Annotated in this window: 13 protein-coding genes and 1 pseudogene; 6 read left to right on the top strand and 8 right to left on the bottom strand. The window is 73.3% G+C overall.

The features are described from left to right. Nucleotides 1-102 precede the first annotated feature (102 nt). From ACFVHI_RS36160 to ACFVHI_RS36140, 5 genes and pseudogenes are all read right to left on the bottom strand, one after another. Nucleotides 103-621 carry a serine hydrolase gene (locus ACFVHI_RS36160; RefSeq protein WP_380346247.1) on the bottom strand — a complete coding sequence of 173 codons (519 nt, stop codon included), beginning with the start codon at nt 619-621 and terminating at the stop codon, nt 103-105. Between the two features lie 119 nt (nt 622-740). Beyond that, a pseudogene (locus ACFVHI_RS36155) lies at nt 741-1,022 on the bottom strand (serine hydrolase domain-containing protein); the annotation flags it as partial. Between the two features lie 95 nt (nt 1,023-1,117). Beyond that, entirely contained in the window at nt 1,118-2,050 is a 933-nt protein-coding gene (locus tag ACFVHI_RS36150) for a DUF6895 family protein (RefSeq protein WP_380346245.1), read from the bottom strand. Beyond that, nucleotides 2,047-2,814 (bottom strand): hypothetical protein, encoded by a 768-nt coding sequence (locus ACFVHI_RS36145; RefSeq protein ID WP_380346244.1) that lies wholly within the window; start codon nt 2,812-2,814, stop codon nt 2,047-2,049. The genes ACFVHI_RS36150 and ACFVHI_RS36145 overlap by 4 nt, the downstream gene beginning before the upstream one ends. Before the next feature lie 231 nt (nt 2,815-3,045). After that, nucleotides 3,046-3,246 (bottom strand): hypothetical protein, encoded by a 201-nt coding sequence (locus ACFVHI_RS36140; protein WP_380346242.1) that lies wholly within the window; start codon nt 3,244-3,246, stop codon nt 3,046-3,048. 156 nt (nt 3,247-3,402) lie between these two features. On the opposite strand from ACFVHI_RS36140, the gene ACFVHI_RS36135 reads away from it, so the two are divergent. Continuing rightward, nucleotides 3,403-4,176: an SDR family oxidoreductase gene (locus tag ACFVHI_RS36135; RefSeq protein WP_363367066.1), complete on the top strand. Its 774-nt coding sequence runs from the start codon at nt 3,403-3,405 to the stop codon at nt 4,174-4,176. A 163-nt stretch (nt 4,177-4,339) separates the two neighbouring features. Then, a complete protein-coding gene (locus ACFVHI_RS36130) occupies nt 4,340-6,181 on the top strand; it encodes an ABC transporter ATP-binding protein (RefSeq protein ID WP_063349967.1) in 1,842 nt (613 codons plus the stop codon). 87 nt (nt 6,182-6,268) lie between these two features. On the opposite strand, the gene ACFVHI_RS36125 is transcribed toward ACFVHI_RS36130, so the two are convergent. Further along, nucleotides 6,269-6,937, bottom strand: coding sequence for a 1-acyl-sn-glycerol-3-phosphate acyltransferase (locus ACFVHI_RS36125; RefSeq protein ID WP_063349968.1), 669 nt, complete (start codon nt 6,935-6,937; stop codon nt 6,269-6,271). A 174-nt stretch (nt 6,938-7,111) separates the two neighbouring features. Here ACFVHI_RS36125 and ACFVHI_RS36120 point away from each other — a divergent pair, with 174 nt between their 5' ends. Beyond that, nucleotides 7,112-7,324, top strand: coding sequence for an EF-hand domain-containing protein (locus tag ACFVHI_RS36120; RefSeq protein ID WP_063349969.1), 213 nt, complete (start codon nt 7,112-7,114; stop codon nt 7,322-7,324). A 98-nt stretch (nt 7,325-7,422) separates the two neighbouring features. Here ACFVHI_RS36120 and ACFVHI_RS36115 read toward each other — a convergent pair whose 3' ends face one another. Beyond that, nucleotides 7,423-9,627, bottom strand: a complete 2,205-nt coding sequence (locus ACFVHI_RS36115; RefSeq protein WP_380346239.1) for a CDP-glycerol glycerophosphotransferase family protein — start codon at nt 9,625-9,627, stop codon at nt 7,423-7,425. Between the two features lie 775 nt (nt 9,628-10,402). On the opposite strand from ACFVHI_RS36115, the gene ACFVHI_RS36110 reads away from it, so the two are divergent. Beyond that, nucleotides 10,403-10,669: a hypothetical protein gene (locus ACFVHI_RS36110; RefSeq protein ID WP_063349971.1), complete on the top strand. Its 267-nt coding sequence runs from the start codon at nt 10,403-10,405 to the stop codon at nt 10,667-10,669. A gap of 240 nt (nt 10,670-10,909) precedes the next feature. Then, nucleotides 10,910-11,356: a YjbQ family protein gene (locus ACFVHI_RS36105; protein ID WP_063349972.1), complete on the top strand. Its 447-nt coding sequence runs from the start codon at nt 10,910-10,912 to the stop codon at nt 11,354-11,356. A gap of 72 nt (nt 11,357-11,428) precedes the next feature. Here ACFVHI_RS36105 and ACFVHI_RS36100 read toward each other — a convergent pair whose 3' ends face one another. Next, entirely contained in the window at nt 11,429-12,025 is a 597-nt protein-coding gene (locus tag ACFVHI_RS36100) for a DUF1990 family protein (protein WP_380346237.1), read from the bottom strand. A gap of 236 nt (nt 12,026-12,261) precedes the next feature. Between ACFVHI_RS36100 and ACFVHI_RS36095 the strand changes: the two genes are divergently transcribed. Then, entirely contained in the window at nt 12,262-12,480 is a 219-nt protein-coding gene (locus ACFVHI_RS36095) for a hypothetical protein (RefSeq protein WP_380346235.1), read from the top strand. The last annotated feature ends 236 nt before the right edge of the window (nt 12,481-12,716 follow it).

Genomic DNA, 12,716 nt, shown 5'->3' with positions numbered 1-12,716 from the left:
GTGCCGACGATGCCGCAGCCGCCGCCGGTCTTGCCGGCGATGGCGAGGGTTAGCCCGCCGCCCGCCGCCTGGGCCGCAGCGCCGCACCCCCCAGGTCGGGTCCTAAGCCGCCCGCAGCACCTCGTACGCCGCCTGTAGGAACCGTCCGTCCAACGACGGCCCGGTGTTGGCCAGGGCCGCCACCGCGGCCGACGCCTGGGGCGAGAACCCGACGAAGGCGGTGAACCCCCGGGTCGCCCCGGCGTGGAAGTACAGGTCGCGCCCGCCCGGGCGGCGGTGGTTCCACACCAGGCACAGCTCGTCCGTCGAGCGCGGCAGCCGCAGCCGCAGCCGCGGCCGCTGGACCTCGCGCAGCGCGGCCGCCAACTCGCCGTGGCCGCCGTCGAGATGCGCCCTCAGGTAGCGCAACAGGTCGGCCCCGCTCGCCCGGAGCGCGCCGGCCCCCGGCAGTCCGGGGATGTGCCAGGGCGGAAGTTCCTGTCCGCGCCGGTACCCGACCGCCCGCCCCGGCGGGTCCGCCGTACAGGTGGTGGCACCGAGGCCCAGCGGTCGGAGGACCCGTTCGGAGAGCAGTTCCCCGTAGGGCAACCCGCCCGTCTCGGCGAGTGCCCGCCCGAGCAGCGCGACGCCGTAGTTGGAGTACCGGTACCGGCTGCCGGGCCTGCACCTACGGTGGTTCGGGCCACTCCGGCCCTCAACTGCTCGTCCCCGAACGCGGCGTAAGGATTGCTGAACCAGGTCGGCACGGCGCGCGCGGCCAGTCCGGGCGGCAGCCGGGGCAGGCCCGAGGTGTGGGTGGCCAGGTGCAGCAGCCGGATCGGCTCGGGGGAGCGGACGGTCACCGGGCGCCAGCAGTCCGGCAGGCGGTGTTCGACCGTGTCGTGCAGGGAGACGTCTCCGCGCGCGGCCATCTGTGCCAGCAGCAGCGCGGTGAAGGTCTTGCTGACCGAACCGAGTTCGAAGACGGTGTCCGGCGAGCACGCGGCCGTCCGCCCGTGCCCGAGCCGCCCGTGGCAGCGCACCTCCTCCGCGTCCCCGCGCGTGACGGCCACGGTGACGGCGGTGGCGTACGGTCCGGCCGCGCGCACCGCCTCCGCGACCGCCGGACCCAGCCCGTTCACGCGACCGCCGCGGTGGCCCCGAGTGCCCGGGCGAGCGTGATGCCACCGGCCACCACCGCGACGACGGCGGTGTGCTGGTGGTCCTGGAACGCCCGCTCGCGGTCCTCGTCGACCGGGTCGGTGTCGCGCGACAGCAGGCCGTCCTCGTGATGGGCGGCGGCCAGCGCGTCCCAGCCCTGCCGTCCGGTGGCCGGTTCGCCGATGCAGGCGTCGACCACGAGGAGTTCGGCGGCGAGATCCCACTGGCCGATCTCCAGCCAGACGTCGAGCCAGGCCGGCAGCCAGTCGCGCACGTGGTCGCGCATCGGCTCCGGCAGGCCGTCCGGGCGGGCGCCCCAGTCCGTGAGGTGGAAGACGGTGTGGGTGATGTCGTAGCCGGTCATCCAGTTGACGGCCCACGGTTCGGGCGTGGCGCCCAGCCAGGTACCGGCGGCGAGTGCGGTCCAGTCAGGCTGGTGGGCGAGCCCGACGACCCGTCGGGCGTTGGCGACCCCCAGGCGCCGGTTGGGGTGGATCTCCTCGGCGTGCGCGGCCCGCAGCCGGCTGAGCGAATCGAGCAGTTCCTCCAGCGCGGGGTGGCGGTAGCCGGCCCGGGCGAAGTGGGCGTAGGTCTCCAGCGGGTCGGTCATGGTGAAGTGGCGCAGCTGCCGCTCGTACAGCATGTCGCCCTCGCGCAGTTGCCCCCAGGCGTGGTCGAGCAGCGCGCGTGCGGTGCGGGCCTCGGTGGGCCCGGTGACGCCGTCGCGCAGGATCAGCGAAGCGGCCAGCGCGATCTCGCCGAGCGGCTTGTAGGCGTCGTCGGGGTCGGAGAGGTCGACCACGGTGTTGTCCGGGATCCGGCCGAGGCCGTCGGCGTGGGAGGCGTGCAGCCAGGCCAGCGCGCGGGAGGCGAGCCGCTGCGCGGTGGCGAGGACGTGGGTGTCGGTCATCGGACCCGGCTCCGTCGGTCGGTCGGCGGACGGGAGGAACGGTCGAGCATCCGACGGGCGACGGCCAGCTCAAGTCCGGTGCGGGCGCTGCCGTTACCGGCCAGCCGGATGCGTTCCAGGACGGGCTCGACCTCCAGCCGCAGCGGCCGGCCTTCGGCACCGGCCCAGGCGAGCCAGCGGGCGAGCCGGGCGGCGGTGGGGAGGTCGCGACGCAGCATGGAGCGGACGGTGCCGCGGGCAAGGGCCAGGGTGTGCGCGCGGGCGGTGTCGTGCACCGGGCCGTCGAGCCCGGGCAGTGCCAGGACGGACAGCTGCGCCATTCGTACCGACCAGGTTTGCCAGCCGACGGCCTCCGGGCCCGGAGGCGGCACGGGCGGTGGGGCACCGGTTCCGTACGGCGTGCGGGCGAGCACCTGCCCGGCCGCCCAGTCCTGCCATGCGATCACCAGCGCGGCGTCGGCCGAGACCGCTGCCGAGTCCAGTGCCGAGTCCGGTGCCGGGTCCGGTGCCGGAAAGGCCTGCCGGGCCTCGGCCAGCAGTACGGCGGTGGGCCCGTCGGGCGCGGCCCCGGTGAGTAGTTGCGGGGCGAAGAGGTCTGCGCCGAGCACCCGCAGTGCGGCCAGGGTCGGGCGCGGTACGGCGCCGTCCGGGTCCGCGAGCGCGGCTGCGCCCCCGTCACCCCGGAGGGCGTCAAGGGTCCGGCGCGCCACCCGTTCGACGGCTGCGGCGTACTCGTCGCGCAGTGGCGTCTCGGCGAAGGGCATCGGTGGTGTTCCTCCTGGTCGGGGAGCCCCCGGCGGGCGGCCTCGCGGGAGTGGGCTCGCGGGCGCGGGTTCACGAGAACGGGCTCACGAGCCCTCGTCAGGCCCGCCGAGGCGCCGGGGAAGGGGTGGGCCGGTCCACGTCGGTGGACCGGCCCCGCGATCGGGCCGCCCGGCACCGGTCCCGCGATCGGGCCGCCCGGCTACCGGGTCGGTGATCGGGTCGCCCGGCTGCTAGCGGGTCGACTTCTCCTTCGGCGGCTTCGGCGACAGCAACAGCGCCAGCAGCAGGAGTCCGAGGGCTTCGGGCGAGTACGTGGGCGCGTCGGACACGACGGCCTCGTCCTCCACCATCAGGCTCGCGAGTGTGTCCGTCTCGACGCGCGTCGCGGTCGGCGTGGTCGTGGTCTGGTGGGTCCGGCAGTGAGTAAGCATCAGAAGTGCCTCCTCAGTCGAGCGTCACCACCCGGTCGGGGGATGCCCCCGTCCGAACGGTGAGGGCGCGGTCCGGTACCTGCATCCGCAGACGGCCGGGCCGGGATAGTCCGTTCGGAGTGGGCGCGGCCGCGGTGAGTCGGTACCGTCGGGGGCATGACCACAGCCTTGATCACCGGCGCGACCGCCGGCATCGGAGCCGCGTTCGCCCGCCGGCTCGCCCGCAGCGGCTACCGGCTCGTCCTGGTGGCCCGGGACACCGAGCGCCTGGAGCGCGCGAGCGCCGACCTGCACGCCGAGTACGGAGTCGAGGTGGAGGTGCTGACCGCCGACCTCGCCACCGACGAGGGCATCGCGGCCGTCGAAGCCCGGCTCGCCGACTCCGCCCGCCCGGTGGACCTGCTCGTCAACAACGCCGGTTTCGGCAACAAGGGCGCGTTCGGGACCGTCCCGCTCCAGGACGAGCTGGACATGCTGAAGGTGCACATCGAGGCGATCCTGCGGCTGACCACGGCGGCCCTGCCGGGGATGCGCGAGCGCGGTCGCGGCGCGGTCGTGAACGTCGCCTCGGTGGCGGCGTTCCTGCCGCGCGGTACGTACGGGGCGAGCAAGGCGTGGGTGGTGAGCTTCACCCAGGGCGTGCTGCGCGACCTCGGCGGCACCGGGGTGCGGATGATGGCGCTCTGCCCGGGCTTCACCCGTACCGAGTTCCACCAGCGGGCGGGCATGGGCACCGGCAACATCCCGGCCTGGTCCTGGCTCTCGGCCGAGCGGGTGGTGGCGGAGGCGATGCGCGACCTGGCCCGGGGTCGGTCGGTGTCCGTGCCGGGCAAGCGCTACAAGGCGGTGGTGGCCCTCGCCCGCCTGTTGCCCTCCGGTCGGCTGGGCGGCCTGTCCTCGAAGGCGGCGCGCAGCTACCGGACGAACTGACGCGGTCGGGGCGGTCGGGGCGGTCGGAGTGGCCGAGCGGTCGGGCGGTCGGAGGAGCGGTCGCCATGGGAATAGATCCAGCCTCACTATTAGCTAGTCTAACTATGAGCTATTCTCGCTATGCTGGCGGCCGTCCGACCGCCCCACCCACGGAGGTTTGCCCTTGAGACCCACCACCATCAACTGGACCCCGCCCGAACGCGCCCAGGGCGAGCCCCGCCCGCCGGCCCAGTGGCGGCGCATCCTCGCCCTCTTCCGCCCGTACACGGGCCGCCTCACGGTCGTCGGGCTGCTGGTGGCGGCCTCCGCCGTGGTGTCGGTGGCCTCGCCGTTCCTGCTCAAGGCCGTCCTGGACACCGCGATCCCGCAAGGCCGCACCGGGCTGCTCAGCCTGCTCGCGCTCGGCATGGTTCTCGCGGCCGTGGTGAACAGCATCTTCAACGTCCTGCAGACGCTGATCTCCACCACCGTCGGCCAGCGCGTCATGCACGACCTGCGCACCGCCGTCTACAGCCACCTGCAACGGCAGTCGCTGGCCTTCTTCACCCGCACCCGCACCGGCGAGGTGCAGTCCCGGATCGCCAACGACATCGGTGGCATGCAGTCCACCGTGACGTCCACCGCGACCAGCCTGGTCTCCAACTTCACCGCGGTGATCGCCTCTGTGGTCGCCATGGTCGCGCTCGACTGGCGGCTCACCGTCGTCTCGCTGCTGCTGCTCCCGCTGTTCGTCTGGATCAGCCGGCGGGTCGGCAACGAGCGCAAGAAGATCACCACCGAGCGGCAGAAGCAGCTGGCCGCGATGAGTTCGGCGGTCCAGGAGTCGCTGTCGGTCAGCGGCATCCTGCTCGGCCGCACGATGGGCCGCTCCGACTCGCTCGCCCGTGAGTTCACCGGGCAGTCCGACCAGCTGGCCGACCTCGAAGTGCGGGCCAGCATGGCCGGGCGCTGGCGGATGAACACCATCCAGATCGTCATGGCCGCGATGCCCGCGGTCATCTACTGGGCGGCGGGGCTGTCCGCGGCGGGCGGCGCACCGATCGTCTCGGTCGGCACCCTGGTCGCCTTCGTCACCCTCCAGCAGGGCCTGTTCCGCCCGACCGTCAGCCTGCTCTCCACCGGCGTGGACGTGCAGACCTCGCTCGCGCTCTTCCAGCGCATCTTCGAGTACCTCGACCTGCCGGTGGAGATCGCCGAGCCGCCGAAGCCGCGGAACCTGACCGACATCCGCGGCGAGGTCCGCTTCGAGGACGTCGACTTCCGCTACGACCCCGCGCAGGAACGGCCGACGCTCTCCGGGATCGAACTCAAGGTCCCGGCCGGGAGCTCACTGGCCGTGGTCGGTGAGACGGGCTCCGGCAAGACCACGCTCAGCTACCTCGTCCCGCGGCTGTACGACGTCACCGGCGGCCGGGTCACCATCGACGGCGTGGACGTGCGCGAACTGTCCTTCGACACGCTGGCCCGCGCGGTCGGCGTGGTCTCCCAGGAGACCTACCTCTTCCACGCCTCGGTCGCCGAGAACCTGCGCTTCGCCAAGCCGGAGGCCACCGACGCCGAACTGGTCGAAGCCGCCCGGGCCGCGCAGGTCCACGAGACCATCGCCGCCCTGCCGGACGGCTACGACACCCTGGTCGGCGAGCGCGGCTACCGCTTCTCCGGCGGCGAGAAGCAGCGCCTCGCGCTCGCCCGGACGATCCTGCGCAACCCGCCGGTGCTGATCCTCGACGAGGCCACCAGCGCGCTCGACAACCGCACCGAACAGGCCGTCCAGCAGGCCGTGGACACCCTGGCCGCCGGCCGCACCACCATCACCATCGCGCACCGGCTCTCCACCGTCCGGGCCGCCGACCAGATCGCCGTCCTCGACCGTGGTGAGGTGGTCGAACTCGGCACCCACGAGGAACTGGTGGAGCTGGACGGGCGCTACGCGGCACTGCTGCGCCGGGAGGCGCCGGAGCCGGCCGCCGTCGTACCGGAGGCGGCCGCGCTCGGACACGTGTGAACGGCTCGCCCCGGTGCGGCGCGGCGAGGCGTGATGCGGCGGGTGTGATGTGGCGCGGCGAGGTGTGGCGCGGTGCGCGGCCGGGGCCTACGCGGCCTTCGGCGCCTCGTTGTAGCGCTCCGCGACCTCCTGGCCGGAGAGCCGCTGGATTGCCGCCATCACCTCGTCGGTCACCTGCCGACGGGCCTTCAGCGAGCGGGCCTGCCCGTGCAGCTCGTCGAAGTGCAGCGGCTCGCCGAACCGGACGGTCACCTTCTTGATCCGCGGCACCCGCTTGCCCACCGGCAGGATCTGCTCCGGTCCCTCCAGCGCCACCGGCACCACCGGCACGCCCGCGGTCAGCGCCAGCCAGGCGACGCCCGTCTTGCCCCGGTAGAGCCGGCCGTCCAGCGACCGGGTGCCCTCGGGGTAGATGCCGAAGGCCTTGCCGTCCTCCAGGATCTCCAGCGCAGACTCCAGCGAGGCCTGAGCGGAACGGTAGGTGCCGCGCTCGACCGGCACCGCGCCGATCGCCTCGAAGAAGTCCTTGGAGAGCCGGCCCTTGAGCCCCGTCCCGGTGAAGTACTCGGCCTTGGCGAGGAAGTGGACCCGGCGCGGGGCGGTGAGCGGGATCACCACGCTGTCGATGAAGGACAGGTGGTTGCTGGCCAGGATGACCCCGCCCTTGCGCGGCACGTTCTCGATGCCCTCGATGGTCGGCCGCCAGATGCCGCGTGAGACGGGTTTCAGCACCAGCCTGGTGGCGAGATCGAGCATGGTCCCTCCCTGGACGAACGATCGCCCGGGAGGAGCCCGGGCCTGCAATCAGATCCGCAGACTACGACAACCACCCCCGCGGCCGTCCACTCCCGGCGACCGTGGCGCGCACCACGGCCGGGTAGGGTACGCCCGTCCGAACAGAGCGCAACCCCGCAGTACCAGGAGGGCACGATGGAGACCACCGAGGCGATCAAGGCCATGTTCGACCGTTTCGACAAGAACGGCGATGGCAAGATCACTCCGGCCGAATACGCGCTGGTCGCGAACGAGATGGGCGACCACGCCGTGACGCTGTCGATGGCCGAGGCCCTGATCCACGCCATGGACACCCGTCACCAGGGCTTCCTGACCTTCGACGAGTTCCTGGCCGCCCGCCAGCGCTGAGCGTGCCGACGGGTCCGGTCGCCGTACCGGCGGCGCCGGGCCCGGTGCCTCACGGCTCCTCACGGATCCTCAAGGCTCCGGGAGCGCCGCGGGGCGCCTCAGGACTCCACCGGGAACACCCGGCGCACCACCCGCTCCGCCGCACCGCCGTCGTCCCACGGGCAGAACCGCGCCCGGAAGCGGGCCCGCGCGGCCGGCTCCGGATCGCCCGCCAGCAGCGCCTTCGCCAGCCCGTCCGGGTCCACCGTGACGGCCCCCGGCGGCTGCTCGAACAGGTCGAAGTAGACGCCGCGCACCCGCTGGTACTCCTCCCAGTCCGGCGCGAAGATCACGACCGGCCGGTCCAGCACCGCGTAGTCGAACATCATCGACGAGTAGTCCGTCACCAGCGCGTCCGCCGCGAGGTAGAGGTCCTCCACGGTCGGGTGGGCCGAGACGTCGACGATCGCGGCCGAACCCTCGCCCGCCGCCAAGTCGCCCGGGCCGCCAGTGTGGAAGTAGTGCGTGCGCACCAGCAGGGTGAAGTCAGGGCCCAGCCGCCGGGCCAGCTCCCGGACGTCCAGCAGCGGCACGTAGCCGCCCTGGTCGCCGCGGTGGGTCGGGGCGTACAGCACGGCCGTGGTGTCCGGCCGCAGCCCGAACCGCTCGCGCATGGCCCGCACTTCGTCCGGTGTGGTGTTGGCCAGCCGGTCGTTGCGCGGGTAGCCGGTGTCCAGCATCTCGTACCGGCCGGGGAAGGCGCGGGTGAAGTGCTCGCTGGTGTGCGGGTTGGAGGAGACCAGGAAGTCCCAGCGGTCGACGGCCTCCTGGAGCCGCTCGAAGTCCATCCCCTCGGCGGCCTCGGGGCGTTCGCGCAGGTCCATGCCCATCGCCTTGAGCGGGGTGCCGTGTTGGGTCTGCACGTGCACGGTGCCCGCCCGCTTCGCCATCGTGCGCGGGAAGTTGACGTTGTTGACGAAGTACTTGGCGGTCGCCATCGCCTTGAGGTAGGCGGGGGTGTTGACGATCACGTACGGCACGCCGGGCGGCATGGCCGCGGCCTGCCTGCGGTTCTCCACCACCCACACGCCCCGGATCTGCGGCGCCAGTTCCCTGGCCTTCTCGTAGATCGCCGCCGGGCTGCACGCGTAACCCCGGTGCCAGTACGCCGCGTAGACCGCCAGGTGCTCGTCCAGCGGCAGCCGGCGGAAGGCGTTGTACGCGGTGAACCGCGCGCCGCTGCGCACGCCCTTCTTCACGGCCGGGGCCACCGCCCTTGCCCCGCGCTTGAGTTCGCGCGGGAGCTGCCCGGTGCGGCGCAGCTCCGCGTACGCGATCCGGGCGCCGCGCGCGGCCAGCCGGTACTGCACGCCGCGCACGCCGCCGGGGTAGCGGTAGCCGGTCGGGCGGTGCCGGGCGAAGTGCCGGGCGATCTGGCGGAAGAAGTCCTTGCGCCGGTCGGCGGGGACCAGCCCGGGGGTGTCGTAGACGTTCAGCGCCTGCCGGACGGTCCGGTCGAAGACCAGGGTGCGCAGTGCGTCGGGGACGGGTCGGCCGGGGCGGTCCGGGCGGTCCAGGAAGGCGAAGATCGCGTCGTACTGGGCGAACACGTCGGCGTGCTTGGGAGAGGCGGTGGCGGTGATCGCGCCGTCCCGGCCGCGCCGGTAGAAGTAGCAGGGGCGGTCGAGGTAGCGCAGCCGCTCGGCGGCCAGCAGCGCGGGGTAGGTGACCGAGATGTCCTCGTAGTAGCCGCGGCCGAAGGAGACTCCGAGGCCCTCCAGGAAGGCGCGGCGGAACACCTTGTTCCAGACCGACATCACGGTCTGGAACAGCGCCGGGTGTTCGGCCAGCGTGCACCCCTCGACCAGCGGGGAGTCGGCCAGCACGTGGCGCCAGGGGTTCGGCTCGGTCTCGCCGTCCGGGTAGACGTGGGTGAAGCCGGTGAGCAGGACGTCGGCGGGCGTCCCGGGCCCGCGCTCCCGCTCCTGCTCCAGTTCGTCCAGGATCGCGCCCACCGTCCGCTCGGGCAGCCAGTCGTCGCTGTCCACGAACCAGACGTACTCGCCGCGCACCTGCGCCAGGGCGGCGGTGCGGGCGCCGCCGAGGCCCTGGTTCTCGGTGAGGTGCAGGACCCGCAGTCGGGGGTCGCGGGCCGCGTAGGCGTCCAGGATCGCGCCGGAGCCGTCGGGGGAGAGGTCGTCGACCGCGATCACCTCGAAACGGGACTCCGTGGCGGGGGTGTCGCCGAGGATCGAGTCGAGGCAGCGCGGCAGGAACCGCTCCACGCCGTGGACCGGGAGCACGATGCTGAGGAGGAGGGGCACGCTGGCCGAGTCTACCGATCGACCGGGTGCGACCTGCGGGGACGTCCGACCGGGGTGATCGGCCGAGGTGACCGGCCGGGCTGACCGGCCGCGGTGGAACCGTGGCCACGATCGCCGCTGGGCCCGGAACCGCCGGTGCCGGGCCCTGAACGGGGCGGCACCGGCAGCCTGGCGGCGGCCCGGCCGACCCTCTACGGCCGACCGCCTTTCCGGGCACCTCGCGAGCCTGGCCACCGCAGCGTCGAGGCGGCCGGGCAGTGGCTCGCGGGAGCCGGAGTTCTTCATCACTCGAACACGCACCCGGGTGCGATGCGGGCGCGGACGCGTTCTCACAGATACTGCTTGGAGGATTCCCCGGAGTCAATCCCTCGAATGTGTTCACTTCATGAAGCCTGGAGGTGTCGACCGGTCGCTTTGTCGACGGCCCCGGCTGTCCCCTATATCCACTGCGGTATCCGCGTCGTGTTCACCGCCGCATCCGCCGCGGCATCCCTCATGGCCGCCGGGCCGCCCGCAGGGACGCGTGCGGGGTCGCGTGCGCCCGGCGTGCGCCGTGCGGCCGGGCGCCGGACCTGTGCCCCGGGTACTGCTGACAGATGGCCGGTCGTGCACCATCATTGATGCCTAGTCGTGATCGCCCTGGTGGCCCCTGGTGCATCGTCAGTTGACGCCGCACGGTACGGTGGCACAACACCAAGGACGGTTGCGCGAAGGCCGTCCATCGCGGATAGTCTTCGCCTCACGGCCCTGGCGCCTCGTAGGGGTGGGAAAACTGATGGAACACATGCAAGTGCGGACTCGGCCCCGCGTGCCGGCGATCCAGTGCGGTGTCGGCACGACCGGCCGTCGGATCGACCGACACCTGGCCGTGCTCGGCGCGCCCGCGCTCCCGGCGGTGGACACCGCCGAGGCGCTCGGGTTGATAAGGGAGCTGACGCCGCGCGGCGCGGACGCCCCGACGGCCAAGCGTCGTCACGCGCGGATCTCGCTGCTGACGCCACTGCGCCGGCTGCGGCGAAGCCTCTTCGGCGGGCGCGGCTAGCGCCCGTCGGCCCGGGGCCTACGGCTCCGCGGCCCGGGCCTCCCGGGCCACCCGGTGCGGATCGGGACCCCGACCCGGCGGACCACACGGACCGTCGGGTCTTCGGCGTGCTCGGATCCGGGCATGCCCCGGCCGGGCCGATGTGGTCTAAACCTTTCAGCCTAGTGCACCTCGCCGCCCCCACAGGCGGAGTCGGCGAGGTGCTGCGCGAGGCCCGTCGAGGTGGGTCAGGATGGCGCCATGGCGGACAACATCCACTCCACCCACCAGGGCCTCTTCCAGACCACCACCATCGAGATCACCACCGGCAGCCGAGAGGTCGCGCTCGACATCACCGACCGCTGTGCCGCGTTCCTCACCGAGCGGGCCGCCGGCTGCGACGGCCTGCTCAACGTCTTCGTCCCGCACGCCACCGCCGGAATCGCGGTGCTGGAGACCGGCTCCGGCAGCGACGACGATTTCCTCGCCACCCTGCGCGAACTGCTCCCCGCCGACGACCGCTGGCGCCACCGGCACGGCAGCCCCGGCCACGGGCGGGACCACGTGGTGCCCGGCCTGGTCGCCCCGCACGCCACCCTGCCGGTGATCGGCGGCCAGCTGGCGCTCGGCATCTGGCAGTCCGTGGTGCTGATCGACACCAACGGCGACAATCCGCGCCGGACGGTGCGGCTCTCCTTCTTCGGCTGACCCGACTTCTGCGGCCGGGACTCGCTCGGGCGGGACTCCTTCGGCCGACATTCCTTAGGCCGACTCGACGCGCTACTCGACGGCGGGATCGGCCGGGCCCGCGGGCCCGGCCGGCTCGGCCACGGCCATGGCGGCGGCCACCGCGGCCAGGTAGCGCTCGATCGCCAGGTACTGGCAGAGCAGCGCGACCGGCCGGCCCAGCCGCGCGTACCAGGCGGTCAGCCGGGAGAACGCCGACACCTCGAACCACACCTCGCCGGCGGCGTCCATGGACACCAGGAACGCCTCCTCGCCGCACTCCGGGTGCCCGGGGAGCGTGCCGTACGCGAAGCCGATCCGGTCCGGCTCCTCGACCGTCCACACCACCCGGCACGGGATCACCAGCCGGGGCCACCGGCTGCCCGGCAGGCTCAGCCGCAGCAGCACCGTCGACCCCGGCTCGGCCGGCGCGTGCGGGTACACGGCGAAACCGGTGCCCAGCTGGCTGCCCCAGCCGAGTACGTACCGCCCGGCCCGGGCCAGCACCTGAGGCCCTCGGCCCAGGTGCACGCGCCGCCGCAGGTGCGCGTAGCCGTCCGGCAGCGGGCCGCCGCGGGTGGCGCCGACCTCGGGGTAGGAGGGTGCGCTGGCGCGGGCGGCGAGCAGGCGCCGCTGGAGGTCGGTGGCCATGCGGTCACCGTAGCCGGGCGTCGTGGGCCCGCCGTCGGCGGGTCGTCCGGGGGGAGCTGGGTCGGGTCGGGCGGGGGCGGGCCGGTTCGGGCTGCGCCCGCTCCTGGACGGCGCCGCCGCCCTGATCGAGGAGTGCGGGGACCGGGTCAGGCTGGGTCAGGGCGGGCCGGCGCTCGGTTCGGGCTCGGGTCGGCGGCGCCTTGCGGCGGGGGCCGGGGGCGGAGTAGGAAGGCGGCATGAGCGACAGCGCGAGGAACGAGGACACGGCGGTCTGCGAGTTCGCCCCCGACGGCGGGGCGCAGGCGGCGCTGGCGCGCGATCCGGCGTCGACCGGGCCGCGGGCCGACTGCGTCCTGTGCGGGGAGCCGACCGAACTGCCCGCCGACCACCCGGGCAGCACGCTCTGCCCGGTCTGCGCCTGGCAGCAGGCCCAGCGGGTGGCCTGTTCGGGCTGATGCGAAGCAGTGCGACCTAGCCGCGATGCCACCGGCTTGACAGCGCCCGCAAGTCGCTGACCTGCGGTGATGCTGGGGCGAGAAGGCCCGGGAAGGCCGTCTCAAAGCCGCTGGCAGTGTCCCTGAGCGGCCCCTAGAAGACTGATGAAGATGTTGGGTTCTGGCCCCGCCGCGTGAGCGGCGGGGCCAGACTCGTGTTGTGGCGATGGGGGAATGGTCCGGAGAGACTGTCGGGC

It is taken from the genome of Kitasatospora sp. NPDC127121 (genome assembly GCF_042677305.1).
GTDB lineage: Bacteria > Actinomycetota > Actinomycetes > Streptomycetales > Streptomycetaceae > Kitasatospora.
This window is presented reverse-complemented; position numbering and strand designations above follow the sequence as displayed.

Coding starts and splice junctions, on each gene's coding strand:
- ACFVHI_RS36140 (WP_380346242.1), bottom strand. CDS start 3,246: ATGCTTACTCACTGCCGGACCCACCAGACCACGACCACGCCGACCGCG.
- ACFVHI_RS36145 (WP_380346244.1), bottom strand. CDS start 2,814: ATGCCCTTCGCCGAGACGCCACTGCGCGACGAGTACGCCGCAGCCGTC.
- ACFVHI_RS36105 (WP_063349972.1), top strand. CDS start 10,910: ATGGCGGACAACATCCACTCCACCCACCAGGGCCTCTTCCAGACCACC.
- ACFVHI_RS36100 (WP_380346237.1), bottom strand. CDS start 12,025: ATGGCCACCGACCTCCAGCGGCGCCTGCTCGCCGCCCGCGCCAGCGCA.
- ACFVHI_RS36150 (WP_380346245.1), bottom strand. CDS start 2,050: ATGACCGACACCCACGTCCTCGCCACCGCGCAGCGGCTCGCCTCCCGC.
- ACFVHI_RS36120 (WP_063349969.1), top strand. CDS start 7,112: ATGGAGACCACCGAGGCGATCAAGGCCATGTTCGACCGTTTCGACAAG.
- ACFVHI_RS36110 (WP_063349971.1), top strand. CDS start 10,403: ATGGAACACATGCAAGTGCGGACTCGGCCCCGCGTGCCGGCGATCCAG.
- ACFVHI_RS36125 (WP_063349968.1), bottom strand. CDS start 6,937: ATGCTCGATCTCGCCACCAGGCTGGTGCTGAAACCCGTCTCACGCGGC.
- ACFVHI_RS36135 (WP_363367066.1), top strand. CDS start 3,403: ATGACCACAGCCTTGATCACCGGCGCGACCGCCGGCATCGGAGCCGCG.
- ACFVHI_RS36095 (WP_380346235.1), top strand. CDS start 12,262: ATGAGCGACAGCGCGAGGAACGAGGACACGGCGGTCTGCGAGTTCGCC.